32 protein-coding genes and 1 pseudogene are annotated in these 26,699 nt (G+C 65.0%); 20 read left to right on the top strand and 13 right to left on the bottom strand.

Features of this window, described 5'->3' with window-relative positions:
• Window positions 1-425: 425 nt before the first annotated feature.
• The gene (locus tag LSF15_RS14845) at window positions 426-836 is read left to right on the top strand and encodes an Imm26 family immunity protein (protein WP_232499328.1); all 411 of its coding nucleotides are present in this window, start codon (window positions 426-428) and stop codon (window positions 834-836) included.
• A gap of 76 nt (window positions 837-912) precedes the next feature.
• Here LSF15_RS14845 and LSF15_RS14840 read toward each other — a convergent pair whose 3' ends face one another.
• Both LSF15_RS14840 and LSF15_RS14835 read right to left on the bottom strand, forming a co-directional pair.
• Window positions 913-1,143, bottom strand: a complete 231-nt coding sequence (locus LSF15_RS14840) for a hypothetical protein (RefSeq protein WP_232499327.1) — start codon at window positions 1,141-1,143, stop codon at window positions 913-915.
• A 191-nt stretch (window positions 1,144-1,334) separates the two neighbouring features.
• Window positions 1,335-1,742, bottom strand: coding sequence for a hypothetical protein (locus LSF15_RS14835; protein ID WP_232499326.1), 408 nt, complete (start codon window positions 1,740-1,742; stop codon window positions 1,335-1,337).
• A gap of 255 nt (window positions 1,743-1,997) precedes the next feature.
• Here LSF15_RS14835 and LSF15_RS14830 point away from each other — a divergent pair, with 255 nt between their 5' ends.
• From LSF15_RS14830 to LSF15_RS14820, 3 genes are read left to right on the top strand one after another with little or no spacing between them, the layout of a single operon-like run.
• Entirely contained in the window at window positions 1,998-2,606 is a 609-nt protein-coding gene (locus LSF15_RS14830; protein ID WP_232499325.1) for an SRPBCC family protein, read from the top strand.
• Entirely contained in the window at window positions 2,603-3,238 is a 636-nt protein-coding gene (locus tag LSF15_RS14825; RefSeq protein ID WP_232499324.1) for a DUF4166 domain-containing protein, read from the top strand. Before LSF15_RS14830 ends, LSF15_RS14825 begins: the two co-directional genes overlap by 4 nt.
• Window positions 3,235-3,705, top strand: coding sequence for a hypothetical protein (locus tag LSF15_RS14820; protein WP_232499323.1), 471 nt, complete (start codon window positions 3,235-3,237; stop codon window positions 3,703-3,705). Before LSF15_RS14825 ends, LSF15_RS14820 begins: the two co-directional genes overlap by 4 nt.
• A 647-nt stretch (window positions 3,706-4,352) precedes the next feature.
• On the opposite strand, the gene LSF15_RS14815 is transcribed toward LSF15_RS14820, so the two are convergent.
• Window positions 4,353-4,742 (bottom strand): MmcQ/YjbR family DNA-binding protein, encoded by a 390-nt coding sequence (locus LSF15_RS14815; RefSeq protein ID WP_232499322.1) that lies wholly within the window; start codon window positions 4,740-4,742, stop codon window positions 4,353-4,355.
• A 150-nt stretch (window positions 4,743-4,892) separates the two neighbouring features.
• Here LSF15_RS14815 and LSF15_RS14810 point away from each other — a divergent pair, with 150 nt between their 5' ends.
• From LSF15_RS14810 to LSF15_RS14795, 4 genes are all read left to right on the top strand, one after another.
• On the top strand, window positions 4,893-5,525 hold the full coding sequence (locus LSF15_RS14810; RefSeq protein WP_232499321.1) for a sigma-70 family RNA polymerase sigma factor: 633 nt from the start codon (window positions 4,893-4,895) through the stop codon (window positions 5,523-5,525).
• A 9-nt stretch (window positions 5,526-5,534) separates the two neighbouring features.
• The gene (locus LSF15_RS14805) at window positions 5,535-6,023 is read left to right on the top strand and encodes a hypothetical protein (RefSeq protein ID WP_232499320.1); all 489 of its coding nucleotides are present in this window, start codon (window positions 5,535-5,537) and stop codon (window positions 6,021-6,023) included.
• 295 nt (window positions 6,024-6,318) lie between these two features.
• Window positions 6,319-6,579 carry a hypothetical protein gene (locus LSF15_RS14800; protein ID WP_232499319.1) on the top strand — a complete coding sequence of 87 codons (261 nt, stop codon included), beginning with the start codon at window positions 6,319-6,321 and terminating at the stop codon, window positions 6,577-6,579.
• Window positions 6,580-6,600: 21 nt separating this feature from the next.
• The gene (locus tag LSF15_RS14795) at window positions 6,601-6,867 is read left to right on the top strand and encodes a hypothetical protein (protein WP_232499318.1); all 267 of its coding nucleotides are present in this window, start codon (window positions 6,601-6,603) and stop codon (window positions 6,865-6,867) included.
• 80 nt (window positions 6,868-6,947) lie between these two features.
• On the opposite strand, the gene LSF15_RS14790 is transcribed toward LSF15_RS14795, so the two are convergent.
• Window positions 6,948-7,619 carry a DUF4304 domain-containing protein gene (locus LSF15_RS14790; protein ID WP_232499317.1) on the bottom strand — a complete coding sequence of 224 codons (672 nt, stop codon included), beginning with the start codon at window positions 7,617-7,619 and terminating at the stop codon, window positions 6,948-6,950.
• Between the two features lie 170 nt (window positions 7,620-7,789).
• On the opposite strand from LSF15_RS14790, the gene LSF15_RS14785 reads away from it, so the two are divergent.
• Together LSF15_RS14785 and LSF15_RS14780 are read left to right on the top strand one after the other, a co-directional pair.
• Entirely contained in the window at window positions 7,790-8,086 is a 297-nt protein-coding gene (locus tag LSF15_RS14785) for a hypothetical protein (protein WP_232499316.1), read from the top strand.
• Between the two features lie 146 nt (window positions 8,087-8,232).
• Window positions 8,233-8,823 carry a hypothetical protein gene (locus LSF15_RS14780; protein WP_232499315.1) on the top strand — a complete coding sequence of 197 codons (591 nt, stop codon included), beginning with the start codon at window positions 8,233-8,235 and terminating at the stop codon, window positions 8,821-8,823.
• 65 nt (window positions 8,824-8,888) lie between these two features.
• Here the strand turns inward: LSF15_RS14780 and LSF15_RS14775 are convergent, their stop codons facing one another.
• The 6 genes and pseudogenes from LSF15_RS14775 to LSF15_RS14750 form a co-directional block, all read right to left on the bottom strand.
• A complete protein-coding gene (locus tag LSF15_RS14775; RefSeq protein ID WP_232499314.1) occupies window positions 8,889-9,179 on the bottom strand; it encodes a DUF6881 domain-containing protein in 291 nt (96 codons plus the stop codon).
• A 488-nt stretch (window positions 9,180-9,667) separates the two neighbouring features.
• Entirely contained in the window at window positions 9,668-10,234 is a 567-nt protein-coding gene (locus tag LSF15_RS14770; RefSeq protein WP_232499313.1) for a DUF7010 family protein, read from the bottom strand.
• 656 nt (window positions 10,235-10,890) lie between these two features.
• Window positions 10,891-12,149: pseudogene (locus LSF15_RS14765) on the bottom strand (IS256 family transposase).
• A 137-nt stretch (window positions 12,150-12,286) separates the two neighbouring features.
• A complete protein-coding gene (locus LSF15_RS14760; protein WP_232499312.1) occupies window positions 12,287-12,877 on the bottom strand; it encodes a thymidine kinase in 591 nt (196 codons plus the stop codon).
• Between the two features lie 375 nt (window positions 12,878-13,252).
• Window positions 13,253-13,693 carry a DUF8243 domain-containing protein gene (locus LSF15_RS14755; RefSeq protein WP_232499311.1) on the bottom strand — a complete coding sequence of 147 codons (441 nt, stop codon included), beginning with the start codon at window positions 13,691-13,693 and terminating at the stop codon, window positions 13,253-13,255.
• Window positions 13,694-13,946: 253 nt separating this feature from the next.
• Complete coding sequence (locus LSF15_RS14750; RefSeq protein ID WP_232499310.1) at window positions 13,947-14,510, bottom strand: hypothetical protein; 564 nt, start codon at window positions 14,508-14,510, stop codon at window positions 13,947-13,949.
• A gap of 311 nt (window positions 14,511-14,821) precedes the next feature.
• On the opposite strand from LSF15_RS14750, the gene LSF15_RS14745 reads away from it, so the two are divergent.
• The 3 genes from LSF15_RS14745 (at window position 14,822) to LSF15_RS14735 (ending at window position 18,159) form a co-directional block, all read left to right on the top strand.
• Window positions 14,822-15,091 carry a hypothetical protein gene (locus LSF15_RS14745; protein WP_232499309.1) on the top strand — a complete coding sequence of 90 codons (270 nt, stop codon included), beginning with the start codon at window positions 14,822-14,824 and terminating at the stop codon, window positions 15,089-15,091.
• A 233-nt stretch (window positions 15,092-15,324) separates the two neighbouring features.
• On the top strand, window positions 15,325-16,026 hold the full coding sequence (locus tag LSF15_RS14740) for a hypothetical protein (RefSeq protein ID WP_232499308.1): 702 nt from the start codon (window positions 15,325-15,327) through the stop codon (window positions 16,024-16,026).
• A 615-nt stretch (window positions 16,027-16,641) separates the two neighbouring features.
• Entirely contained in the window at window positions 16,642-18,159 is a 1,518-nt protein-coding gene (locus LSF15_RS14735; protein ID WP_232499307.1) for a serine hydrolase domain-containing protein, read from the top strand.
• Window positions 18,160-18,715: 556 nt separating this feature from the next.
• Here the strand turns inward: LSF15_RS14735 and LSF15_RS14730 are convergent.
• Window positions 18,716-19,351 carry a Pr6Pr family membrane protein gene (locus LSF15_RS14730; protein ID WP_232499306.1) on the bottom strand — a complete coding sequence of 212 codons (636 nt, stop codon included), beginning with the start codon at window positions 19,349-19,351 and terminating at the stop codon, window positions 18,716-18,718.
• Between the two features lie 248 nt (window positions 19,352-19,599).
• Between LSF15_RS14730 and LSF15_RS14725 the strand changes: the two genes are divergently transcribed.
• From LSF15_RS14725 to LSF15_RS14700, 6 genes are all read left to right on the top strand, one after another.
• On the top strand, window positions 19,600-20,160 hold the full coding sequence (locus tag LSF15_RS14725) for a hypothetical protein (protein WP_232499305.1): 561 nt from the start codon (window positions 19,600-19,602) through the stop codon (window positions 20,158-20,160).
• A 202-nt stretch (window positions 20,161-20,362) separates the two neighbouring features.
• On the top strand, window positions 20,363-21,028 hold the full coding sequence (locus LSF15_RS14720) for a hypothetical protein (protein WP_232499304.1): 666 nt from the start codon (window positions 20,363-20,365) through the stop codon (window positions 21,026-21,028).
• Window positions 21,025-21,555 carry an RNA polymerase sigma factor gene (locus LSF15_RS14715; protein WP_232499303.1) on the top strand — a complete coding sequence of 177 codons (531 nt, stop codon included), beginning with the start codon at window positions 21,025-21,027 and terminating at the stop codon, window positions 21,553-21,555. The genes LSF15_RS14720 and LSF15_RS14715 overlap by 4 nt, the downstream gene beginning before the upstream one ends.
• Before the next feature lie 764 nt (window positions 21,556-22,319).
• On the top strand, window positions 22,320-23,492 hold the full coding sequence (locus LSF15_RS14710; RefSeq protein ID WP_232499302.1) for a M14 family zinc carboxypeptidase: 1,173 nt from the start codon (window positions 22,320-22,322) through the stop codon (window positions 23,490-23,492).
• 335 nt (window positions 23,493-23,827) lie between these two features.
• On the top strand, window positions 23,828-24,064 hold the full coding sequence (locus tag LSF15_RS14705; protein ID WP_232499301.1) for a hypothetical protein: 237 nt from the start codon (window positions 23,828-23,830) through the stop codon (window positions 24,062-24,064).
• Between the two features lie 60 nt (window positions 24,065-24,124).
• Window positions 24,125-24,565 (top strand): GNAT family acetyltransferase, encoded by a 441-nt coding sequence (locus LSF15_RS14700; protein ID WP_232499300.1) that lies wholly within the window; start codon window positions 24,125-24,127, stop codon window positions 24,563-24,565.
• 66 nt (window positions 24,566-24,631) lie between these two features.
• Here the strand turns inward: LSF15_RS14700 and LSF15_RS14695 are convergent, their stop codons facing one another.
• Both LSF15_RS14695 and LSF15_RS19085 read right to left on the bottom strand, forming a co-directional pair.
• Window positions 24,632-25,213, bottom strand: coding sequence for a dihydrofolate reductase family protein (locus tag LSF15_RS14695; RefSeq protein ID WP_232499299.1), 582 nt, complete (start codon window positions 25,211-25,213; stop codon window positions 24,632-24,634).
• A gap of 63 nt (window positions 25,214-25,276) precedes the next feature.
• Window positions 25,277-26,116, bottom strand: coding sequence for a helix-turn-helix domain-containing protein (locus LSF15_RS19085; RefSeq protein WP_232499298.1), 840 nt, complete (start codon window positions 26,114-26,116; stop codon window positions 25,277-25,279).
• A 136-nt stretch (window positions 26,117-26,252) separates the two neighbouring features.
• Between LSF15_RS19085 and LSF15_RS14685 the strand changes: the two genes are divergently transcribed.
• On the top strand, window positions 26,253-26,555 hold the full coding sequence (locus LSF15_RS14685; RefSeq protein WP_232499297.1) for a putative quinol monooxygenase: 303 nt from the start codon (window positions 26,253-26,255) through the stop codon (window positions 26,553-26,555).
• Window positions 26,556-26,699 lie beyond the last annotated feature (144 nt).

Below are 26,699 nucleotides of genomic sequence, written 5' to 3'. Positions count from 1 at the left end.
ACCCGCCAGCCGCCTCCGAGCCGAACACCACATCGCCGCAACAGATCTCGGATAGCCTTCAAAACACTTGACCTGTTGCGTCGACCACCAGAATCCGCCGCACCTTCATCGGGCAGTTTTGCGGGACAGGCATACGCGAATCAGCGGCCATGATGGTTCTGGCTTGACCCCCACGCGCTTATGTCGATCACGATGTATCGATCGCCGACCGGGTTCCGGGCACCCAAGACGCAGACGTCAATCGGTAGCGTGACACCGTGCAGCGAATGCGCCCTGGCCACGCTCGTCGAGCTCGTCCTCTCGGGCATTCTCGTCGCGGCGGAGCGGTGCCTGTTGCCGTTTTGATCCAAGACGACCATCTCCGTCGGGCTGTTCGGTTGCTAACTGATGTCCGATTCCTTCTTCGACGATTTCGGAGGATTCCCATGAAGCCGCGACGTCCCGAGCTCGGCTCGGTCGTCCAGTTCACTCTGCCGAACGGGCGGTACGCTTACGGCCGCGTCCTGAGAGACGCCGCTGTTGCGTTCTACCGCACAACAACGGACGAACCGGGGCTGCCACCTATAGGCAATCGCGACTACCAATTTGTTGTGGGGGTCGACAACCACGCTCTCCGGTCGGACCTCGTGCCAGCTGTCGGCTTTGATCCTGGTATCGATGAGGCCGACGAGTGGCCGCCAGCTCAAGCGACCTGGGATCCCATCACTGGCGCACCACGACTGTATGCGCGCGGCGAGATCCGTCCCGCGACCGTGGAGGAAGCGACGGGCCTAGAGCCCGCAGCGGTCTGGTCCCTCGAGCACCTCATCCCGCGGCTGATGGAGAGCGAGGAGTGATTGCGCTCATGCGCGTGGGTCCCGGCATCGACTGTGGTTCCCGCCGCGTCGCTGCGCACGATCCACCACCGCTTCGCTACAAGAGGTCCACGCCCTGAAGAAGAACGAGCACGCCGACGAATATGAAGCCGACACCGGGATAGATCATGAATCGTGGCCTCGCGCCCTCCGCGAATGCTTTTCCAACTCTGCCGACGTTCTGCTCCATGTACTTCTGGCTCCACCGCAGCATCTTCTCCAAGTTGCACAGGACGTAGACGCCGAACGCCATTTCGACGCTGCCGAGCAATACCAGCCATGGATTCAAATCGGAGGCTCCTGCTCAGGACTTGACGAGACCGAATTCGGCCTCGTTCACTCGGGATCATTGTTTGCAGTGGACGACGGAAACTCTACGTTCGCGCCGCCTCTCGGCCCAATGAGGAGAAGCTGACCCGTCGGAGTGCCGCTCGCAAGCTGGTGCCCTCTGGTCCGGGTACCCGCCCTGCGGCAAGTCGATTAGGGTCGTCGGCGGGTGGCGAGCACGTTCGTTGAATAATTGCGCGCGCCCGATCGCCACAGGAGGAACGTCGCTGTTCCAGTGAGGATGATCCCGAGGAAGACAAACTCGTAGCCAAGTAGCAGACTCGCGACTTCAGCGGCGAGCAAGGCGAGGAGGATTCGCCGTGGCCAACGGTCGCCGCGCCACGCCCCCCATGCTGCCGCGAGTTGGACAGCACCGGCGGCCGCCGTCACGATGAGGGGTGCGAGCAACTCCGGGTCAATCGATGAGGATGTTGCGGCGTTCGCGAGGAACGTGAACACGATCGGAATCACGAAGAGGACGCCACCCATGATGAGCAGTGCACTCGCCCACAGCGTCCCCAGCGGGCGCTGTTGTCGCACATAGGCGAGTTCGATGTTCAAATGAAAGTCCCGTTCTGTTGCTTCACCGGGTTGGCGACACCAAATCTAGTCGCGCGTACGAAGCCATGGCCTCAACAGGGCCGGCCCCTGGCTTGACCCCGGGCCGCGCATCAGCGCGGCCGCTTCCCCGGAAGGGATCGCTCTGCGCGACGTCCTGTGACGGGGCAGCGGTAGCACCGCGGCGCAGCGGCGTCCCGTGGAAGGGTCGGGTTGCCGTCGCTTACGCTCGAGGGTGTGGCGCGGCGAGGCATCTATGTGGAGATCACGATCGATGCGGATCTCGAGGATGTCTGGGCGCTGACGCAGCGGCCCGGTGAGCATGGGCGGTGGGATCTGCGGTTCTCGCAGATCGTCCCGGCCGGGATGACGGAGGCCGGTGCGGCCCGCTTTACCTACACGCGTCAGGTTCCGTTCCACACGGTGGCGGGTGTCGGGGTCAGCCTCGGCGAAGCGTCGCGTCCGGACGGTTCCCGGACATCCGCGTGGCGGTTCGGGACATCTGATCGGCTTTCGCCGATCCGCGCTGGACGCGGGTATTGGCGATACATCCCGGTCGACGGCGGCATCCGGTTCATCACCGGCTACGACTACACGCCCGGGTGGGGCCGGATGCCGGATCTCGTGGTCCGTCCGATCCTGGGATGGGTGACCGCGTGGAGCTTCGACCGGCTTCGCATCTGGATCGAGCGCGGGGAGGCACCCGAGCGGTGGCCGCTGCGCAGCGTGCTGTGGTTCTGGCAGCCCGGAAGGCCACGCGCGGCGCGCTGCCGACGAGCACCTGCCGATGGTTCGCGGCGAGATGATCACCTCCGTGACGCGCCGGCCACGCTCGCCAGTCTTCCCGCCCCGGAGCAGATCCGATGACATCGATCTTCCAGCGGGCCCTGGGTGAGGACTTCGCGCGCCTGCATCCGATGATGCAGCGGCGGTTCGGGGTCGGGCTCGACTCCCGTGAGGCATGCATCGGCACCGGCATGATGACGAGCATTCGCCGTGGGCCGTGGTGGACGGTCCCGTTCCTGCAGGTCGGGAGACTGCGCAACATCCTCATCCCCGACGTGGGTAGGGACGTGCCCTTCCGGATTGAGAACTTCCCGTACCGCGACCCGCTCGGCCGCGAAACCATCACGTTCGTGCGGGAGTACGACATCCGAGGCCGCCGGCGACGATTCGACGCGACGATGATCCTCGTCGGCGACCGCGTCGTGGACTATCTCGGCACCCACCAACACCTCGCCGTCGACCTCGACCTGACCGTCGACGAGGACGGCAGCATGATCCTGACCTCGGACGCGCAACGCTTCTACGATGGCCCGCTCGCGTTCCGCTTCCCGATCGGCCTGCGGGCGCTTCCGTCTGATCTGGCGCCAGAGCGACCGCCAGTTTGTTCGAGCTGGGCGGGCCCTAGAATCCGAACGTGCCACGACGCCAAGATGCCGCCACGCCGCGTCTCCCCACGACTACGCCGGGTGCTACCAAACAGGACCTCAGTATGAGTCCGGTTGAGCGCATGATCTTGTTGGTGGGCGGAGCACTGCATGCGATCCTGGTGTGGCAATCCGTGATCGGGCTGATTCAAGTCGCGACGCTGCTCGGCGAGGCGGGCGCTCGTTATGTCGCGGGCGCCGAAGAAATGCTCGCCGAGCGTCTTTGGCTGTCGGCGCTGCTCGTGATCGCCGTGCCATTCGGCTGGTTCTGCATGCGACTGGCAAAGGTGACTCGCCCATGGCGCGCGGAACTGGTTGCCGTCGCCGTTACTGTCCCTCTGACCGGGGTCATCGGCGTTGCGGGCGCATTTGCGAGGTACTTCTTCAGAGCGGATCTGACTGCAACGTTCATCTGGACCGTGGGCATCGTCCTTGGCATCGCTCTCGCCGGTGCAATCACGTTCGATCGGATCGGGAAACGCGACGAGAAGCGGACCTCGACGAACGCGGCGGCACACGCGGCCGAGCAACGGTAAAGCAAGGATGATCAGTTCATCGCCTCGCGCCACTCGATCACCTCATTCACCGCCACCACTGTTGCGCAGATGAACGAACGGTCACCCACTCGACCTCTGGGTGCCCACCGGAACTCGTGGGGCCGTCTCAGCCGATACCGCATTCACGAGTTCCAAGGTCTTCGAGGGCTGATTCGGACGGCGCAAGGCGGCCAGCGGACATCCGCTCGAGGATCGTCTTGGGGGCGACAGGGGAGGGCAGCGTCCTCTCCGTGCGCGATAATGCGTGGACTTCCTGTAGTCGACTGAGAGGCCATCCGAGTGAACGGTGCGGAGATGTTCCGGTACATGCCGTGGCCGTTCGAGGAGGGGACCTTTCCTGCTGCCCTTGGCGCGGTTGTTACCCGTTCTGTCTTGGGAGGGGCGGCCGTCCTGCAGGTGCTCCATTCCCCTGAGGGCGATTGGGCAGTTTCCGATGGCGAAGACCCAAACGCGCCTGGTGCTTGCGTGGCGACGCACATTCGGCACGTTGTCTCCGCCGACCCAACGCTGGAGGAACTGGCAGCGATACCGCCGGGTACACAGGCCGACCGCCGCACCCCCGACGATCCGTGGGAGTTGAGCTCGTTCGAATGGGGCGAGGAATGACGCCGCCGCTCCGCCATCCTCTAAGAGCCGACGTCGTCGAGCTCGCGCCGCAGATACTTTGGAGCCTGTACGCGCCAAGCGTCCGTCACGAGCTCGGCGAGATGGTCCTCGTCGATGCCGGCCATGCGGAATGCGACCTTCGGCTCGCCCCAAGCGGTGGTGGTGCGCAGGAACACGTCGGGCGCCATTTCGACAAGAGCGAGGGCGTCCAGGCGGTCGGCGACCTTCACGCCGACGACGAGCTCGGCCGCGATTGTCTCGCGCATGTCTGCGGGGATGCTCGGCCACGGATGGCACTCCCACGCGTACAGCTTGCCGCGAACGAACCAAGCGGCGCCGCCCGTCGTCGCGCGTTCATCGCTACCGGGCAGCCCGACGGTGGTGCGTCGCAGGTCGTCGAGGGTGGCCACGTTGTGAGCCTATGCCGCGCTACCGACAGAGAGGCAGGCGTCAGTTGACGATCCTCGAGCGGGCGCAGAATTCCGCTTTGAGCATGACGCTGGGCCACTGCGTGTTCAACTTTCCGGTTCCCAGGACATATCTCAGTTGAGGAGGTGCACGTGGAGGACCACAGAAACAGCAGCGACGGCGAACTGTCGCGAGCATTGGCTACCACTGCTGACGGAGGACACGCCATGAACAGCATTCGCACTGCGCTGTTGGCTACGGTGCTCGTCGGAGTGCTGACGGGCGCCGTCGGGTGCGCCACCCCGGGTGAAACACGGCCGGGTTCGATCGATGCGATGGTTGAGCAGACTCTCGCGCCGGAACGAACTCCGCCGACCGAGACCGAGCTGGCAATCGCATGCGGGCTCGACATTGTCCGAGAACTGGCCGAGGAAGGGTTCTACGCCAGCCGCGCTGAGGCCATCCAAGCCACCCTCGAATGGCATATCAGTGTCGGTGCGGAGACGATCCAGGAGAGCACGCATCTGCCCCACTCGTTGTACATCGATTTGCTCGCAGCGGCACTGGAACAACTTCCCGAGCGTGAGCGGGAGCTTGGTCCCGACGACAACCTGCGGATGAACGTCACGAAAGACGGTGTAGTGATCGGGATGGTCGAGATCTCGCCAGACTTCCACACGCGCTACGGGCTGACCGCGCTGGGTTTCGCCGCAGCCGATCCGGGAGTCTGCGAGGAGTCCTACGTCGGCGACCACGCAAAGCTATTCGGGCTGCGTCAAGACTAGGAGGCAATCATGGTGGATCAGAAGAAGCTCGCCTCGACATCGGCGCTCTTGAGTGTGGTCGTGCTCTTGATGTCCGGATGTGCGAGCCAAACTGAAGCACCAGCCGGATCCACGCCATCGCCGGAGAGAGTGTTTACCGATCCCGATTGTGGAGCATTCGGCATCGTGGAGTCGGCACCTGACTTGGGCGCCGAATCTCGCAGAGAAGTTCTCGAGGTCATGATTCGTGGCCAACAACGCGCGCTCAGTGAATCACCCGGTGCCGAGAGCATCTTCGGGTTCACGCCTGAAGACGCACTCATGGCCCTCGAGGCAGCCCTCACCGTCCTTCCCGACGTCGAGAAGGGGGTCGACCCCGATGCCACCGTGACCGTCCCCGCGGTGAACGATGCGGGCACGTATCTCGGTGAGTTCGTTATCAGGTCACAGAACGGCAAGTACGTCTTTGACACGATCTTGATCGCTCACGAGGGCGGAATACCCTGCCCGACCGAGTGATCAATGCCGATCGCCGAAAAGCATCCTGCGTCCCGGCGAGGGATCCACCTGCGGACGTCCGCTGACGGACCCGAAGCCGAAAAGCCGCAACTCGAATAACGAGGGCAGCGAACCCAAGGCGGTTGGCTGTGTGCACCCTGTTTAGGCAGGAGCCATCGATAACCCGAAGGCTTTCGTATTCCCGTTGTGTCGCCAAGCTGCCCCGGATTTCGCGTGAGCCGGTCCCTGCGGACCAGCCCGCCCCCTTGCCGCCACTTCTCGAGGCGAGTACGGTGCGGCACCGAGAGGAGATGTCATGTCAACTGAGTTCGGCTCGATCGAAAAGTTGATCGCCGAGCGGGGAACGATCCGCGGTCGAGAACCCGTCATCGAACCTCAGGCTGCTGCTGACGGCGGTGTCGTCGTCATCCATCACTACGACACGGTGACGTACAAGGACAAGCTCGGTCACTGGCACGCGGTGCTCCTGGACACGGTCACAAGCGGTCCCAATCCGGGAAGCGCATCCCAGATGGTCCACACAATCGAGATTCTCTCCGACCAGGTCATCACTTGAGCACGCCCAAAGGAGACCCCGATGCCTACTGACACGAACACGATTCAGGATCTGCTCGCGGACAAAGGGACCATCGCCGGACCCGGTCCGATCGTCGTCGACGAACCTCGCGGAGAGGCCGGCGACGCTGTCACTACGCTGCACCATCCCGACTGGGTGACCTACACCGATGCGGCTGGGCACGTCCACGTCGTGCTGATCGACACTGTCAGCACCACTACGGATGGCCAACTGGTCACAACGATGGAGATCCTCGACGATGTGGTGGTCAATCCCCCGCCGGGTTGACCCGTCACGATCTCAGCGATCGATCTCGCACGGGACGAGGACTTCGAAGGCTATCTCAACGGGTCGCAGGTGAGCATCGGCTACTGCAGCGGTTGCCATAGCGCTTCGAAGCCCCGCTCCGCGAGATACTCACGGAGGTACTCCTTGTGCCCGGCGTGATCTCCCCGCCTCACGGACTCGACATAGGTCGCGAGCAGTCGTCGTGCCTCTTCTATCCGGTTGCGGGCCAGGAGAAGATCGGCGACATCGAGTGCTGCTGCTTTGGGCGTGATCGGGCCGAACGCACGCGGACCCTGTTCGTTGTAGGCATCCAGCACTCGGTCAGCGCTGCTGAAATGATCGAGATGGGGCAGAGCACGCCTGGCGAGCACCTGAGACACCTCCTCCACGGACAGGCGATCCCGGAGGTCCCACCATTGATCAAAACCGCCGGGCATGAAATCGCCGAGCCCCCACCGCAGCTGGCAGTTGTAGTCGTTTATCAAGGTGCTCCTGGGTGAGCCCATCCGACTCATCGCGGGAACGTGGACTCCAAGATTCACCCGGTAGCGCCCGTGCAGATCGGGAACGAGTCCCGGCACCGCGTGCTTTCCGCTCGGATCATACGAGCCGAGCTGCACCGAAACGTGATGCACAAGCCCGTCATCGGCGGTCCTGTTGAAGCTATTCGCCCTTTTGCGGAATCCGACGGGCTTGAGGACCTCGCTCAATGCAGCGGAAACGGACTTGGCGAGATCGCCGTTCTCGGTCACGCGTTCCGCCTCACATTCACCTTGGGCCGTCAGTCATTCTTGCCTAGAACAGCTCATCGTCGTCATGGTCGCAGCACGCAGGTTGTCGTCGCGGCGCTGCACACCCGAGGCCCGACCATCGGGCAGGATGCGTCGCGGCAGGCGGCGCGGTGGCGGACCAGTTTTGGCACATGGATTCGTGGAGCGGACTGCAGATCGACACCCGGGAACTCCGCGAGGTGTTCGAACGGTTGATCACTCATTTGGAGCAGACCAGAGGCGAGACCGTGACGCTGCCCGAGGACTACTTCTATTCGCTACCGTTTCCCGAGATCTACGATGTGCTGAACGAGCCGCCATCGCCAACGATTGGGCAGCTCACCGAATCGTGGACGAACCTCCACCGCACCGATGACATCGACTCCACCATCACGTTCGAGCTTGTGTGGCTAGGTGACCTGCTCAAGGCTCTCGGGCATTTGGCGTAGAGGGATCCCGCAGCGGGACGACGTTGAGATGGTGCGCTCGGGTCGCGTTTGTGAGACGGTCGGGTGTCAGCCCGTCGAGAGACACCCTCCAGGAGGTAGTCGTGCGCTCATCTGTACCGATTCCCGGGAATCCCTGGCCGCACGACATGGTGATCACCGTCGATGACGATCCAGCGTCACTTGTCGAGCTGCTGTGGATCCGCGACGCCTGGGGGCTGAAACCTCCCCACGACGACGTTCCGCCGCCACTCGTCGATTCACCCGACCCTCAGGTGAACGAAAATGATGGAGTCGACATCGAAGATTGGCAGGCAGCATGGCCGGAGCTCTGGAATTCGACGCTCCGGCACGCCGGCGAAGTCCGCGACCCCGCACTCTTCGACGCGATTCGCAGCACAGCCAACAACTCTGCCGAGCGCATGGAGTTGCTTGCGCGAATCACCGGGCCGTCCTGGCACGACCGCTTCGGTGAGGCTGGCCTTGAGCGCTATCAACCTTGGCAGACCTCGCAATTCCGCAGGCGGACGGTGGGGCTCCCCACCTCAGTCGAGGAGCAGCCCGAGCGTCGTTCCCTTGAGGCGCTCATCACCGCATGGCGCCATGGGCTCACGAAAATCGTGACGATCCCGTGCCGTGGCGCATTCACGAGGATCATCGGAGACCACACGCTGCTATTGACTGACGAGACCCGCGCCGACCCCGACGCCTTCAGCGCAGCTCTCCATCAATTCAGATAGGAGCCCGCAGGCGGATCGGTCAGCGGGAACGTAGCTGCGGGGGTGCACGGTGCCAGCGAGAACGGTCAAGGCAGCTTGTGCGACGCCTTAGCTTCGCCCCAGACGGTCTCGAAATCCTCGGCACTGATCAGCGCCCCATCGAACTCGGCGCTCAGGTTGATCTCATCGAGCGGAGGGATCGGCTCGATTCCGAGAAAACTGCCGCCCGTCTCCACGTCCCGCGATGCGAGGTCGCGGAACCCCGACCTGAATTCCTCGACCTTTCGGATCTCCCAGCCATCATCGTCGATCTCGCTGTACAGCAGAATAGGGACCTCGACTGAGTCGTGGGCCCATCGAACCCGTTGGTATCGCATCAGATCCTCTCCGCCCGATTGCGACTCAAGTCTCGCTGAGGGATCCCTGAGCGCGCGTTCAGAAATCGCGCGGTTCGATCGCCAGTGCCGCTCTCAACTCTGCAGCCCGGTCGTCGGGGAGCCAGCGGAACGCGTAAAGTCCCCGGTGCTCCATCGACCATTCGTCACACTCGATGAACCCCTGCCTCATCTCCGAGACATACCCCCACGGGGGATAGTCCTCGATCGATCGTTCGCGCGTCCCGTCGGCCCAAACCGCAACAAGCCACACTCAAGCCTGCCGTCGACGCGGGCTCAACGGGGACCAGAACCACGTCACAACGGAAGCGAGATGTCCGAGGACCTCGCCTTCTCGGCTCAACTCCCCGACACCGTCACGGAATGGCTCGAGCCAAGCCTCAGTCTCGGGATCCTCCACCGGGCGCTGAAGTCGAATGTCGACTATCCTGCCCGCAACGTACGGTGAGGGATCCCTGAGCGGTTCGAACTCACCTAACGGCCGTCCGGGACGCGGAGATGCGCCTCGTTTCGCCCTGGGCGCGGAACAAGACGGCTGAGAAGACGAGGAACACGGCAGCGCCCAGCCAGCCGCTGATATCGCCCAGGTTGGGTAGCCAGAACAGGGTGATGACGCCTACCGTGATGAGTGCTCCCGCCAGCACCCCGAACAGTTTCATGCCGTAGAGCGAGATGAACACCAGATAATGGGCGCCCACGATGATCAAGGACGCCGGGAAGAACAGCAGCGGCTCAAAGGTGCCGAGGACGATCGCGACCAGCAGCCCCAGAGGCACGGTGAACGCGGACTGCATCGCGAGCGCCGCAGACGGATGCCCCTTGGGCAGTGCCGCCGAGCCGCCCATGAGCTTCAACACCAACGTGGCCAGCGGAAAGATGAACATTCCGCCGATGAACAGGGCGGCCATCCCGGCGGCCGGGGAAACCCAATAGAAGACCGCGTTGGCGACGGCCCACACGATCGTGGAGACGAGCGGGCCGGAATATCCGCCTCGGTAGATGCGACGCACATCGGCTTGTGCCGCCAGAACTTCCACGCGCGGCACTCCTCTCATCAACCAAAAGTGGCCGACGCTTCTCGACGCACGCGGCTGAGTCCATACTGGCCGATGCCACCGGCGCCCATCAACTGCGCGCCCGCCAGCCAGTCCTCGGCGGACGTCCGCATTGGGATCCTTCACTGCGAGGGTGGCTCGCCACCGCGTGGCGTTGCCAGCCTCACCGGTGTCACCGGCTTGCTGGTAGATCAGGACCGACGATCTGGTCAGCATCGAGCGCTCGGGGGGCCAGGACGCTCCGTACCCTTCGGATGAAATCTTTCAGGCACATCTCCACATGCACCCACTCGTGAGGGGAACTCCGCACGTCCGGTGTGGGTGACGTCCCCTGGGGTGGTGGGGTGACTATGGCAGCGTAAGTCGAACCCACCAGGGCAATCTAAGCGAGGACCACTTGATGGTTGCCGGGGTGTCTGCGGCAATCTAAGCCGGACCCACCTCCACCGTTGTCGGAACTGTGATTTCCGATTGCTGAGGGTGGAGGACGGATGGAGTCTCGGGTGGATGTGTTTGCTCGGATCCGACGTGACGCGCGCGTTGAGGGGCTGGGGATCCGGGCGCTGGCACGCCGGCACGGTGTCGGCCGGCAAAGGGTCTGTCCGTGTTTCTGTGTAAGTGGTCATCGGCTCGGTTGTTCAGTTGATGCCTAGGCGGTCGCCGTAGGTCATGGCCAGTACGTTCAGGATGCCCTTCCAGCCGGCGGTTTCGCCAGTCGGATTCGTTCGGTTGTGTTGTCGATGGACCGCGACGAGGTAGAGCACCTTCAGCGCGGATTGCTCGTTCGGGAAGTGCCCGCGGCGGCGGACGGCTTGCCGGAACCTCGCGTTGAGGGATTCGATCGCGTTCGTGGTGTACACGATCTTGCGCAGCTCGAGCGGGAACTCGAGGAACGGGGTGAACTCGCCCCAGGAGCGACGCCACATCTGCACCATCGCCGGGTAGGTGGGCTCCCACGCGTCGGCGAACTCCGCGAAGCAGGACTCCGCGGCCGCGATCGTGGGCGCCTGATTGCTTCTTCGACGCGAACCGCAGGCTGTTGCGCACCAAAGTGCACCACACAGGTCTGCACGGATGCCTGCGGCCACGTCGCCCGGATCGATTCCGGGAGCCCTTTCAGGCCGTCGCAGCAGACCATGATGACGTCCTGCACGCCACGGTTGCGCAGTTCGGTGAGCATGTTCATCCACTGCTTCGCGCCTTCCCCGCCGGTCGGGCCGACCCACATCCCGAGCACGTCCCGGTGCCCGTCCAGATCGATCCCCATCGCCACGTACACCGGCCGGTTCCCGACCGTCCCGGCCCGGATCTTCAGCATGATCGCGTCGATCAGGATCACCGGGTACACCTGATCCAGCGGGCGGGACTGCCATTCCGTCATCTCGTCCACGATCCGGTCGGTGACCGTGGACACCAGATCCCGGGACACGTCATCGCCATACATCTCCGCGAGATGCGCGGCGATGTCGCCGGTGGTCATGCCTTTCGCGTACAACGACAACACGTTCTGATCGAACCCGTCCAGACGGCGTTGATGCTTCGGCACGATCTGCGGTTCGAACGTGCCGGCCCGATCCCGCGGGACCTGCACGGTGACCTCGCCGATCTCGGTCCGCACCGTCTTGGGCGTCGACCCGTTCCGGGAGTTCCCCGACCCCCGCCCCTGGACCGCGTACCGGTCGTAGCCGAGATGACCTGACAGTTCGGATTCCAACGCGGACTGCAGCACCTGCCTCGTCAGCCCTGTCAGCAGCCCGTCCGGACCGGTCAGCTCGATGCCCTGCGCCTGTGCCGACACGACCAACTGCTCCGCCAGCGCCGACAGATCGACCTCCGCCTCGATGACCTCACCGGTCTGCGGATTCACCTGCCTGAACCGCTGCAACTCCTTACCCATGCGTGATTCTCCTCACGCCGCGACCCTAGATCGCGGCAGTCACGCCGAGCCAGTTACACAAAGATCCCGACAGACCCCAAGCGGATCCGTTATGAGGCGACAACTGTCGGGCGCGGGATCGCGGGCTGGGCGACGCATTACGCCGAGCGAGGGCCTAGTTCGCCGAAGTGCTGCCTGCAGCGTGCCTGGTACGACTCGATGCCGCCCACGTGCTCGGCGGTCGCGACGCGAGCGTCCGCGACTTCGGCGGTGAGGACGCGCTGATGGAACGCAGCGTCCTGCCCGCAGACAGCGCACACGGCTGTGAGCTTCGTCACGTCCTCGGCGAGCGCCATGAGCGACGGGAGGGGCTCGAAGGGGCGGCCGTCGAACGTCACGCAGAGACCGGCGACGACCACTGACATCCCGGTGAGCACCAGCCTGCTCACCGTCGGGACGAGCTCCGGCCCGAAGAACTGGGCCTCGTCGATTGCCAGCAGGTTCAACTCGCGTTCGCCGACCAGCTCCACCAGCGACTCGACGTCGGGCACTGATCGGGACGCGATGCTGAGCCCCGAGTGCGAGGCCACCCGGCCCGCGGCGTGTCGATCGTCAAGCGCGTGGTTGACGACCTCGATGGCGAGTCCGGCTAGTTGCGCGCGGCGCACTCGCCGCAGTAGCTCCTCGGACTTGCCGGCGAACATCGGCCCGCAGACCACCTGGAGCCGGCCGTTCGGGTTCCTGGGCATGGGTCAGAGCTTAAGTGAGGCCGTCGTCAGTTGGAACAGAAAGGATGCAGGCCCGCACCCCGCAGTCCATGAGTTCACTGAGGGATCCGCAACGGCGACGATTGACGTGGAACTGCCCTCACGTCGCAAGGATGTCGTGCGGTAGAGACGTCTTGGCCCTGGCTGCCCTCCTGGGTGTAGAGCCAGTGCCGCCGGGCCGGGGACGCCACCTAGGAGGCGAGGTAGTCGTCGATCTGCATGCCGTCGCGCTCGAGCGCGGACGGCAAGGCACTCGGCCAGCCGTGGTCGAACACGTTCTGTGCGGGCCGCACACCAGTGATGGGTCGCGTACCTGATTGCGGCCCGGTTATCAGCCACTCAATCGTTGACGCGGGTTTAGGCGTACATGTAGCCGCTCGTCCAGTAGGAGGACGCCAGCACCGCCCGTCCACAGGCGTAGCAGTCCCCTTGCCGGCCCTTATCAGCGAACTCGAGGGTGTTGCGGAAGCCGAGGAGCGCGTCGCGCATCAGGTCGAACGGGTGGGTCCGGTTCACCAGTGCGGTAGAGACGATGTCGAGCGCAGTCGTCGTGCGTCCGCAGTCACAGGTCGTGCGCCCGTCCGCTGCCGTGATGCGGAAGTGTTCCAGGTGACCCATGGGGAGATCGAGTCGTCCTTCGATGAAGCGCAACTCGTCGGGCGGTGTGTCGATCCGCTCCGGCTGATCGTCGAGCAGTCCGACGATCCGGGCGAAGAGCTCGTCGTCGACGAAGGCCTTCGTCGTGAAACCGCGTCCGCGCATCTCCAGTTTGATGTCGTTGATAGCTGACGGTTGCATCGTCTTCCTCGGTTCGCTAGCCGCGATCGGCGACGGACGTCGTCGAGGGGTCAGGTGCCACCCCCCATGCTCGATGGTGTTGCAAACGAGGTTGATCGTCAACCATCCGACGAGACCCACGGAAACTGCCCGCGATACGTGCGCATCAGCAGGGCCCTCGACCAATTGGCGTAGTCCGCAGGACGATCAGCTTGAGGAATTGAGGCGACAGTAGTCGTTGGGTTGGTAGGAGGAAGCTCTATGGTGACCGGGCTCAGCCGTGCAGTGCCGCGGTGGGCACAGCAGTGTGCGGTCTGACGGATGTCGCAGCGAACAGGCGGCCCAGACCTGCAAGCATGATCGCGAAACTGACGAGTGTGATGCCGTCGACGGCGGTGGCGGCGCCGACTCCGCTCAGCACGGTGCCGACGATGAACAGCCCGGCCGCCCACGCGCTCAGGCGAAGCCATTCGACCGCGACGAGCGCCAGGCCGATGAAGAACAGCGCGGGTCCGACCCACAGGAAGGGCACGGCGACCTGCGGTGCATCGATCGCGGCGCTGAGGGCGTCGTCGAGCATCGGCTCGGCGGGCAGTGTCCAGAGCAGGAGGTCGATCGCGACCATTCCGCCGAACCCGACGGCGCCGATCACGACGAGGGAACGTGCGATCCGGCCGAGCCGGCCGTGTCCGAATCCTGAGATGCTGAGCGCACCGCCCACTGCGCCGATGAGGATGAGCCAGTGCGCCCAGTCAATGGGCTGTTGGGCGTTGATGAAGTCGCGCCCGAACGAGAGCAGCAGCTGCCCGACTCCCATCGCCGCGAGCGAGACTGCCAAGAAAACGACTGAGTTCCTCGTGCGCGTGACCTGGTCCATGGCCAGAAGTTATCGCCGGTAGCGCGACGCGGCTGTGGAGGTGACCCCCGAGCTCGCAGGGGGCTTGCCCCCGGAGTCCGCGGGGCACTGGCGAGCGCTGCCGCGGCGGCCCTCCCACGCCTCGCGACGCAGGCCGAATCTCTGATTCGATCGCATCCGGCGCGCGGCAATCGCGAGATATGCCCGATCGCCGATCGTCGAGTGGACGCGCTCAGCTGGACGAGCAGCGCGGGTCTCACGGGCTGCGGGCTGCGGACACGAGATGATGAAGCATGTCCTCCTCCATCGAACGCCGCTCTAATCCGGCTGCCTGGGCCGCGTTCTGGTTCGCGCTGGCTGGCCTCGTGCTCATGCCCATCCCGCTGTTCATCGGGCTTATCCTCGGCGGCGGCCTCTCGATCGTCGCCGCAATCCTTACCGTGATCGCGCTCTTCAAGGGGCTCGCGCGCAACGGCAAGGGCATCGCGCCCGTCGTGTTCGCCGCAATCTTCATCGCGCTCACGTGGGGCGGCATCTCGGTCGGCGGCGGCACCGTCTGGTAGATCGACCGGCCGCTGGTTTCACGCTCGTCAAATGCGCACGGGGGGCTCGATTAGTACGGGATCCCGGCGGAGCGCCGGAATCCCTGCGGTCGCGGACTCCATCGCGCGCGCGGGATTCCGGCAAGTGATGAAATGCGGTGGCGTGATGCGCATCGTAGGAGAGACCGGCAACGCGTGGTCGGCGGCCGCGGCCCAGGCCGTGTTGGGTCATCCGCCGTGGCATACTCGCCATCGTGACCCGGAACGCACTCACCGTCGTCCTCGCCGGCGTGCTGACCCTCGGCGGACTCTTGGTCATGCTCGAGCTCACCACACCCGGGGGGCTCATCATCAACCGTCCCGACGCCGAGATCGCGGCGCTCGCCGATGAGGCGTTCCTCACGGCCGAGGGGCGCGAGATCTTCTTCGATGCCCGGCCACGATTTCGCGACCAAGACGAGTTGTCGCAAGCTTGCGACCCGCGTGCGTTCGAGCCCGATGAATCCGACGGCGGCACGACGGTCGGGTGCTACACCGGGTACGACGTCATCTCGATCTTCAAGCCCGAGGATGCGCGACTGCGGCCGATGATGGTGACGACGGCCGCGCACGAGCTTCTGCATGCCGTGTATGCCCGACTGGATCCCGCAGAGCGCGATGAGGTCGATGTGCTCGTCGAGGCGGAGCTCCTGCGGGTGCCCGCCGACGACGGCGTGCTCGGACAGATCGCGGCTTCGGTCGGCGACCGGTCAGAGAACCGTGCCAACGAGCTGTTCGCCTACCTCGGTTCCCAGGTCGTGCTCGACGGCGGGTTCGCCCCCGAGCTCGAGGCCTACTACGCGCGGTACTTCACCGACCGGGATGCACTCGTCGACGTGTTTCTCGCGTTCGAGTCGACGCTCGACGGAAGCGGCGTCGAGCTCGAGAACGGCTGGGCTGATACGGGTCGCTCGTGACGTCTGACGGATCCGAACCGCGCGGTCCGGAAGGAGAACCAAGGTTCCGGCAGGTTGCACGCCAGCGTCGCAACGCTATGCGAGCCCAAAAGCCAGGTCGTTCCGCCAGTTGCGCGACGGAAACGTAGCGGCCACGAGTTAGCGGATCTCACCTCCGAACATGGGGACTGATCCCGGTCGGCCTCGGGTTCAAGGACCAAGACGGCAAGCTCGACGTCACGATCTCACCGTCAGAGTAGGTGCGACAACGAGGGCCTTCAGAGTGGGGATCCGATCGGTTGGGATATCGGCGGAGGAGCCAACACGCCACCCACATGCCCGTATGGAGATCGTTGGGACGCTTACAGGGTGACATTGCCCGCAACAGTGCGGATTCCGCCTGAGGTCGCTCTCGCGAAGGTTGTTGCCGACCTCCCCGAACCGGCGTCGATGCCTGGCGGTTGCATGTACGTGCCCGAGTGGGACGGATTCAGAATGGTCGTGGTGTGCGACGAGGCGGTCTCGCTGTGGTCGCGCCGGCCGAGTAGGATCTGCCAGACTCGGCGCAAGGGGGCAACGATGGGCCTGCTGGACAACGAAGTTCCGTCTGCGTCGCGGACGATGTCGAGGCGGTCCATGCTGCGGCGGTCCGCCGACCTGGCTGCCATCGTGGCCACCGGCACGGCGGTGGCGGGATGCACCGCCGAGGACCCGGGTGCTTCGAGCCCGACAGGGAGCACCGGCCCGACGGTTGCATCGTCGCCCAGCGCGTCCGACGCCCTCTTCGCCGAGCTCGACGCCAAGATCCAGTCGGCGATGGAGGAGTACGCGGTGCCCGGCGTCGCGGTGGCGGTACTGCACGACGGGAACGAGCATGTGCGAGGCTATGGCATCGCCAGCGTCGACGCTCCGGTGCCGGTGGACGAGCACTCGTTGTTCCGCATCGGATCGACGACCAAGACGTTCACCGGGACCGCGATGATGCGCCTGGTCGATGCGGGCAAGGTGGACCTCGACCGGGCCGTGCGCACCTATGTGCCGGAGTTCACCGTCGCCGACCACGACGTGGCGGCCGACGTGACCGTACGGCACCTGCTGAACCACACCGCCGGCTGGTTCGGTGACGACCTCGAGGACTTCGGGCGGGGTGAGGACGCGATCGAGCGCTACGTGGCGAGCATGGTGGGCCTTCCTCAGCTGACGCCGCTCGGGTCCACGTTCTTCTACAACAACGCCGCAGTCGTGCTCGCGGGCCGCGTGGTAGCGAAGGTGCACGGAACGACCTTCGAGCAAGCCATGCAGGAGCTCGTGCTCGACCCGCTGGGCCTCGACCAGACCCGGTTCTTCACCGACGACCTCGTCGGACACACCTTCACCGGCGCCCACAGCGTGGTCGAGGGCAAGGCGGTACTGGATCCGTCCTTCTGGTATGTCCCGAGGTCGCTCAACCCGACCGGCGCCCTCATCTCGAGCGCTCGCGATCAACTGAGCTACCTGCGCTTCCACCTGGGCGACGGCACCGGACCCGATGGCCGTCCCATCCTCAGCCCTGGTTCGCTCGAGGCGATGCACTCGCATCCGGGCCCGGGGGGAACGATCTTCATCGAGATCGACGGGTACGCAGTCAGCTTCCGGGTGCGGCCGACCGCCGAAGGGGTCCGCGTCGTGCAGCACGGCGGCGATTGGCCCGGGCAGCACAGCGGGTTCCTCTTCGTTCCCGAACGGAATTTCGGCATCGCCATGCTCACGAACTCCGAGGATGGCCCGAAGCTCCTGAGCAACTTCTTCCAAGACGACTGGGCGTTGTCGCGGTTCGCCGGCGTCCACAACCTGCCGGCCGATCCCCGAATCAGAACCGCTGCGCAGCTGGCCCCCTACGAAGGTCGGTACGACCTCGCCGAGATCGGGCCCGACGGCAACACGGCGAGGGTGACGCTCGAGTTCACCGCCGAGAGCGGCCGGCTGCGCATTCGCCCACTGAATCCGGATGGCTCGGTGGCCGACGAAGCGGCGCCCGAGTACGTGGACTTCTACCGCGACGACCACGTGGTGGGCGCGAGCCCCCTCTCGCCCCGCTCCGACTTCGTGCGCGGCCCGAGCGGGGAGGTCGCCTGGTACCGCACCAGCGGCCGGTTGCTCCCCAAGGTCGGCTAGCTCTCGAGACGCCCGTGCTCGTTGCGTGTGACCCGGTGGCGGGGTCGACCGGGGAGAACTCTGTCCACGAGCGGGTCAGAAGCGATGGTTTTTGACCCGCGCCGGGATCGATCGTTGTCGGGAACTCGTTGACGACGTAACCGCTGACCTCATCCCCCGTGTGGACATCCGTGAACGGGGTCCCATTCGGTGAAGCTCGCGCCGTCGAAGATCTCGACGTCGTCTTCGGCGAAATGCACCGTGCGGTCGCTCGTGTTCTCGATCTTCACTCCGACTCCGCAGTAGCCGTCGAAGGAATACCTGATCTGATCAGCTGAGATCCGCAGGTTCGCTGTCTCGACCTCGGTGGGAGACGACAACTTCAGTTCGAAGAGGCTGCACCCCGCCAACAGCCCCACGGAAACGAGCGCGCCTATCAAGCCAACCGTTGATCGGGCGGCCAGCGGAAATCATCGCGACATGGCCCGAGCGTATGCGATCTCCCGGAACCGTTGGTCACCCACATCGATCATGCGATTGCCGTCCCGTGCGCTCAGCGCCGGGATCGCCCTATTGCTCAAGCGATCGACCGAGGTACGTGCAGCCGGCTCGCGGCCCAGACCAGGGCGCCGGCCGCGAGCAGTGCGCCGACCAGTCCGACGACATGGGCGAAGAGGGAGAGGAGTCCTCGTTCAGGAAGGAGGAAGCCGTACGGGACCCATCCGTCGATCGCGCCGCGAGCGAGGACGACTCCCACCCAGATGAGCGGGTAAGGGAGGACGACCCAGAGCCGCCGCCAAGACAGGGGCGGACGGTCTCCGACGAGCGCCCAGTCGAGCGTGACAGCGATCGGGAACACGACGTGGAGGACAACGCTCACCCAGGGCGGTGCGGACCCTGCGCCGGGCACAAGGACGTTGTAGACGACCGCGACAACGAGCAGGCACGCGGTGGTGATTCCTCGCAGCGTGGACAGCCAACCCGGCACATGTCGTCCGAGGATGGCGAACATGCCAGTGGTGATCAGCGCGACGCTTGCGAGAAGACTGGTCTGGTTGGTGAAATAGCCGAAGTAGTCGAAGAGGTTGCTGTCGCCGGCCGCAACGCGCAGGCCGTAGGCATAGGCGAGAACCGCGATGCACAGCGCACCCTCGACCATCCGGACCAGCGCGATCGTGCTGGCGGCCGTCAAGAGCGCGCTCCGCTGGGTCATGCCGGTCAGCCTAACCACGCGGGAACCAACCCCCACCCAGCGCTCTCCATGGTTTGGCCGATGGCGGAACCCTCAGCGCGATTGCCCTCGATGTTGCGGGGGTGCTCACGAGATGGCACCGTGCCGGCCGGGAGGGAGCAGATATGCTGCGGCTCGTGACCAGTCCTCGACCGCGCGACGACGCGACGATGCGAGACGCTCGGCGAGCGTGGATACTCGGCGGAGCGTTCCTGATCGTGTCGACGCTGGTGGGCGCCGTCGCCGCTCCCATGCTCTTGTCCATCCCCGGATCAGGATTCGTGGCGCCTGGGTTGTTCTCGATCGCGCTGCTGATCTTCGCATTCGGCATCCGAGGAGCCGGCAGCGCCACCGGACACCGCCCCTTCGGCACCGGGGTACTCGCCCTTCTCGCGATTTGGACCTTCGCGGACCAGATCCTGTTGAGCCTTGGTCTACTGACGCAGCTGACGCTGGATCAGCAGCTCGCGCTGGGCACCGCTGACACCCTGTTCAAGGTGGTTCTGGCAGCTGTGGCGTCCGTGCAGATCGCGCGAGCCGGCGTCATACCGTCGCCGTGGAACTGGGCGCCGAGCTGGTCGCTGATCGCGGTCATCGTGCCCTCTCTGCTGCAGATGCTGATCGTCGCGGCGGGCACGGCGTCGTCCAATCAGGAGGTCGTGAGCGCGCTGGTCGGGCTCGACATGTTGGTGCGGTCGACCGCCGGAGTCTTCCTCGGAATCGTCGCCATGGTGCTCGCCACACGACCCGCACCCACTCGAACCGTAAGTATCATCTCGCCCAACGGATGACCCTCCGCGCGTCGCGCCGCCCGTGGCGCGCCGGCCCGTCAGCGGAAGGCCGTCGACGGATCCGGAGTGCACGAAAGCGCACACGTACGCTGTCTGCGGCTTCTCGAAGGCAGTCCGGCCGAAACAAGCTTCGCGATAGCTGTTAAGGACGGCGCCTTTCCGGACATGTCCTATGTGAAGGCACTCCACGAAGGGCAGGGCGATGGACTGGTTGGATGAGGCGGTGCGGCACGCTGCACCACCGGCGCTGGGGTCTGATCCCGCCACCGCCGAACACGCGAAAGCGACTGCGTGCGCCGTCCTCGCCGAAGCTCCGCGGGGAACAACGTTCCTGCGCAAGCTGATCGCAGGCTCCGCCCTGGGTATCGGTATCGTCGGCTTGGGCGTCACCGCGGCAACGGCCGGCCCGGCCGTGATCGACTGGCTGGGCTGGACCCCCGACGTCGTCGCGCAGCGCAGCTTCGAGTTGCCGGACGGATCCGACCTCGGCCTCTGCGAAGTCTTCATTCGCGTAGAACCCAACTATCGCGACCACGACGTACCGGACGAGGAAGTCGACCGGCGCACCGAAGAGGCGCGGACATTCCTCACCAATCACGACTGGGATCCGCTCATCGCATCCATCACCGCTGACGAGATCGAGGCAGCGTACCAAATCGACGTCGAACAACGCGTGGCGTTCACCGACCCGGACAGCATCGCCTCCGGCGCGACCCCGCCGCCCGCGACGTACTCGATTGCGGCGACACAAGTCATGAGCCATCGCATCGGTGCCGAGTTCGAGCAGGCTGGCTACCTGAAACAAGGTGTCTCGTTGGAATATGCGGCAGGGCCATGCAACGACACGGCCGAAGGCTCCGCGCAATGATGCGCCGTCGAAGCCGATCGACGCGACAGGCACACCTGGAGCGCGCCTACGAGGCCAACGCCGCCGACCTCCTCAGTTATTTCGGCAGACGCGTGACGATCCCGGCCGACGCCGCTGATCTGCTCAGCGAGACGTTCATGGTTGCGTGGCGGCGAGGCGATCGAATGCCCGTTGAGTCCGAGCAAGCACGGATGTGGCTGTTCGGCGTCGCGAGGCGGATCCTTGCCAATGCCGCCCGCGGCGCCGCCCGTCATTCCGCCCTCACAGGCAAGCTGCGCGAACATCTGCAGGCGCTCCCGACCGAACACGTGGACGCGGAAACCCTCGACATCCGCGCCGCCCTCGACGCCATCCCGGACGACCAATCCGAACTCGTGCGCCTCGTCCTCTGGGATGGATTCACGCTTCCGGAAGCAGCCACCATCCTCGGGATCAGCGAGTCGACCGCGCGAGGACGTTACCAGCGGGCACGGATCCAACTCCGTGAACTCCTTCACGAACACCAATACGAAAGGAACACACCATGACCGCAGCACCCATCGACCCCGCCGGGATCGCACTGCCCCCGACCGTGCCGATCGACATCACCGCCTATCTTCCGGATCCGCGCGACGAGGCCACCGCCTAGAACGGGCCATCTGCCGGAAAGAGCTGAGTACGTCCCGGCAGAGGATCGGCTTTGGGGCGGCGCCGAGGTGACCGAGGCGAGATGCCATGATGCTGAGATGGATCTGCGCAGGATCGAACTTGCCACCGTGGAGGCACGTTGACTGGCTACTGGTCGATCCCGGAGCTGGAGAACGTCTATCTCGAAGACAGTTGGGTGCTATCCAAGGGAGCGCATCCGGCCGTAGACGCAACCGGCCAGCCTGATTTCGGATCCCTCGATGAATTCGGGGTGGAGGGAGCAAGTTATCGGCTATCCGGCAACTTCGGATTAGTCGCATTCGAGTCAGATCTGCCAACGCTCGAGCTGACCGAGTAATCAAGAGAACCACGGCAGCTCTCGAGCCCTCCCGCTGGAGGATCGTCAACTGACGCCTCGTGCCTACTGTCGGTAGTGCGGCATGGGCTCACCGTCGCCACCCTCGATGGACTTGCGCCGCATCACCGTGGGCTGCCCGGGAGCGAGGAGGGTGCGCGACGGGCGGCGCCAACTTCGGACGGTAGGGCGCCGACTTCTGACCGTGCGACGCGCAAGTAAAGGAGAGCGATCTCCAAGTACTACTAGCGGCCCAGCCAGAAGCATGCGAGTCTGCAGTGATTCACTTCTCCCTACGGAAGGGTTTCCATGTCACTCGCCCACACCAAGGTCCGCGCCGTCTCAGGGGCCGCCGCCCTTCTCCTCGGCGCCGCCGTCCTCTCCGCACCCGCACCCGCCTTCGCCATCCCGCCCGAGTCGCATTGCGGCACCGAACCCGGCAACAACAACGACGCTTATGTCAACCACGCCCAGCTGACGAAGCGGCTCCAGCAGATCGAGCGCACCACTGGCGGCACCGTCGACGTGGAGGTTGCCGGCTACAGCAACCAGGGGCGCGAGATCTATCAGGCCCGCGTCGGCCACGGCGACACCGTGCTTCTGGTCGAATCCCAGATCCACGGCAACGAGAACCACGGCACAGAGGCGCTGCTCAACCTGCTCCCCCAGTGGGGCAGCAACACCCCTGCGGCTCAGGCGCTGCGCGAGAACATCACCATCGTGGCGGTCCCGCGACTCAACGTCGACGGCGGCGAAAACGACACCCGCCAGAACGAGATGTCCTGGGACGACGTCGTCGCGGACTTCCCGCAGCTGGCAGGTGCGGGGCCGTCGTGGAACTACCGCGCCGACGTGCCCGGCTTCGACGTGAACCGTGACTTCAACCCAGACCTGGACTACGTCCCGGCCCCCGCGGACTTCCCGGGCAACAGCGCCGACACCGGCTGGTACATCACGCCGGAGTCGCAGACCGTCCGCGACCTCTACCGCAGCCTGGAAACCGAGTTCGGCACCGTCGACTACTTCGTCGACCTGCACAACCAATGGTCCTGCTATGCCGTCGAGGGCACCGGCGAGATGTCGCCGCTGTCCATCTCGGGCCGCTTCATCGCCGACCCGAGCGAGTTCGGTGACTGGCCGAAGTTCGACTACGACGCCTCGCGCCGGGCCAACGTCGCGGTCTACGACGCGCTGCAGGGCCAGGGCAATTCTGGCTTCGGAGCCCTGACGCTCTATCCCCAGGACACCAACCTGCCGGGCACCGCGCTCGGCTCGTTCGCCCTGCGCGGCAGCGCCACCGTGCTGTTCGAGACCTCCAGCAACACCCAGACCGACGGCCAGAAGCGCAACGGCATGCTGACCAAGCAGGTCGAGACCGGCCTGGACGGCCTGGTCGACGCGATCGTCGACGGCAGCGTCGACACTCTCGATCCGGCGGACTACGAGGAGATCCCGAACCGGGTCTTTCTCCCGGCCGACTGATACCGGTCCCTGGCAGCCCGGCGCGTGACATGCTGCAGGCTCCTGCGTGACTCCCGCATGCCCCGGCCCCAGACCCGACTGGACACTCCAGCCGGGTCTGGGGCCGCTCACACGGGCGACCACGCCCGAACAGCGCACCGGGCATGGACGGTGGTGGGCATCAAACGTCCGGAAGCGAGTGGAACATCAGCGACCGTCGCGCCTGAGGACCGGCCATCGGGCGCGACTCTGTAGGGTTCGATTCAATGTGACGCAGCTGATTGGGAGCAAGCGGGTTCTGTAACCCGGACGGCGCGATGAAGGGGTCGTGAGGGAGCAGCATGCAAGAGCCAGACGTGAGCTTCACGCTGAGTGGCGATGAGGCTCTGATTCTCTTCGAATGGCTCGCGGCGTTCAATCAACGAAGCGAGACGCAGGATCCGGAGCACCAAGTTCTGTACAACCTCGAGGCTGTGCTCGAGAGGAACCCGGTGACGACGTTTCTCCCGAACCATGCCGAGTGGCTCGAGAAGGCGCGAGCTCGATTCATGGCGGAATTCGAACCGCCCGACGGCAGCGATCCATCAGAGTAGATCTCGAAAAGGGATCGTGTAGTGGCCTGTGGCCCGAGGTGTTGCGGCTACCGTGGATCGATGACCGAATACGCCATCCGTACGTTCGAGACCGGTGATACTGAGCAGGTCGTCGCTCTCTGGACTGAGTGCGGACTCATTCGCCCCTGGAATGACCCCAATCGGGATATCGCGCGCAAGCGGACGGTACAGCCGGAACTGTTCCTCGTTGCAGAGTCAGTAACAGATGCCGGGCGTGACATCGTGGCGGTCGGCATGGCGGGATTTGACGGTCACCGCGGCTGGGTCAACTACCTGGCGGTGAAGCCAGCCCTGCAGGGTTCCGGACTCGGACGCAGGCTCATGGCGGAGTTTGAAGAGCGACTCCTGAGCCTTGGGTGTCCCAAGCTGTCGCTCCAGGTGCGCACGAGCAACGAGCAGGCACTTTCGTTCTACGAGACTCTGGGGTATGTCGTTGACCCCGTCGTGTCGATGGGGAAGCGCCTCATCCCAGACGTCTGACTACGCCGCATCTCGCGTGCGACCCGACGTCGCGCGAGGCAACGGTTCGATCCGTTAGAGGATCGGTTAACTGCGCACCTGATAGCGCAGGTGTAGCACCCGGTTACCCTGAATCACCACGTCTGGGTCTTCCAGCAGGTGCTGCGAGTCGACAGAGCCGAAGTAGCGCTTGCCGGACCCGAGCACGACGGGTGCGACGTCCATGCGTACCTCGTCGACCAAACCTGCGGCGAGCACCTGGCCGCCGACGTCGCCGGCGGCGACCTCGACAGTGCGGCCACCCGCGAGCTCCTTCGCCATGGTCACGGCCGCCTCGATGCCGTCGACGAAGTGAAACGGCGCGTTGGGGTCCCAGCCCTCGGGCGCCGGCCGGTGTGTCACGACGACGACGTGGTCGATCCCGCTCGGAGGCTTCCCGTCCCAACCGTCCGTGATGTCGAAGACATGGCGGCCGGCGATGGTCACCCCGATCTGGTCCCAGTACGGCCGGACGTAGTCGTAGGACCTCTGCGACACATTCAACACGCCGCTCTCGTCCAGCGGCACGTCACCGCTGACCAACCATTCGAACAGTGGACCGGGATCGTCGTTCTCAGCCGCAATGAAGCCATCAACCGAGACCGACGCATTCATGACTACTTTCCCCATGGGTCACTCCTCTGTCTGGAGTCCCAAGTCTCGTGTGTCGTGAGTGGTCGCTCTTGTAAGAAATCAATCGGCTGGCAGCGGCCAGCCTTCCAGCGCGTGGCCGGGATGTTCGCGGAGGAAGCGTTGCCGGACTTCGACATACCGGGTCGGCGTGAGCCCGGTGTACTCCCGGAACTCGTGGACGAAGTGGGCCTGGTCGAAGTAGCCTGAGCCAGCGGCAACATCGCCCCAGTCGATAGGTGCGGCCACATCGAGCGCCAGCACGGTAGTGGTGAATCGGTAGCTGCGCGCCAGCCGCTTCGGCGTGACGCCGATGATCTCCTTGAACCGCTTCGCCAAGTACGTGCTGCTGGCGTGAGCTGCCCCGCCGAGGTCGCTGATCGGCACCGCTCCGCCGGTCTCCGCGATGGCGCTGCTCATCCGGCGGACGATGTCCAAGCCGTTGATCGGGCGCAGCCGTCGCACCAGTTCCTCCTCGAGCACCATCAGCATTTCGTGCGGCGCGTCCGCCAAGGTCAGTCGGCGTCGCAACTCAGCTGAAGCGGGCTGGCCCCAGATCTGCTCCACCGTCGCCGGTCGGTCGCACAACTCGGCCGCGGGCATCGGAAGGAACGGTGCCAGCCCCCACGGCCTGAAGTGGACGCCCACGGACCGGGTCGGGGTTGGGTAGCTGAACTCCCACGCACGGGTGGGCGTGGTGACCGCGCAGCCGTCGGTGTACTCCACGGCTTCTACATCGGTCCCTGCGCGGATGAGAAACGGCGCCCCAAGATTGACGATGAGCAAAGGCGCGGGCGCCGCCGGCAGCATCAACCGGGCGTACGGCGGGGCGCCCTCAAGGTAGTAGAGGTCGCCGATCAGCCCGTCCAGCGGCGGTCGCGGCACTCTGGACACGTACTCCACGCCCCACAGTATCGCCGCCACCTCCAACTACCCTCACTCGACTTCCGGCCTCCGACTTCTGACACCCGATCGAGGGTCCGCCAGCGGACGGAGATCCACTGCTTTACCGGGTGAACGGATAGCTAGCCTTTCTTTCATGGTCTTCGCGAACGCTGGCACGTTAGGTGCCGTTCCAGGAAAGCGCGACGCGCTCGTCGCACACCTCACCCAGAGAAGTGGCGTCCTCTCCGAAGTCGGTTGCCTCGCCTACGAGGTGGGCACCAACGATGCGGAGCCGGACACCGTGTTCGTGATCGAGCTTTGGCGAAGCGCCGATGCGCATCAGGAGTCCCTCCGAATGCCCGAGGTTCAGGCGTCCATTGCAGCGGCTCGCCCGCTACTGTCCGGCGAGTTCGGCGGCTTCCAGTTCGAGGTGGCCGGCTCACCGCTTCGCGACTGACTGTCGCAGCTCGGCCAGCGGTATAGCGGGCGCGAATGCCGATCGGTTGCGAGCGTCGAAATGCTCGCCGGTTGCGCCTCACGCGGTGGGTTCGTCCTTCGGGACTGGTAGGCCGGTAGCGGCTCGCACTCGAGGGGCCTCGAG

The sequence above is a fragment of the Agromyces humatus genome (assembly GCF_021228295.1).
Lineage (GTDB): Bacteria > Actinomycetota > Actinomycetes > Actinomycetales > Microbacteriaceae > Agromyces > Agromyces humatus.
Note: the sequence above shows the minus strand (reverse complement) of the source record. Positions and strands in the feature narration are given on the sequence as shown.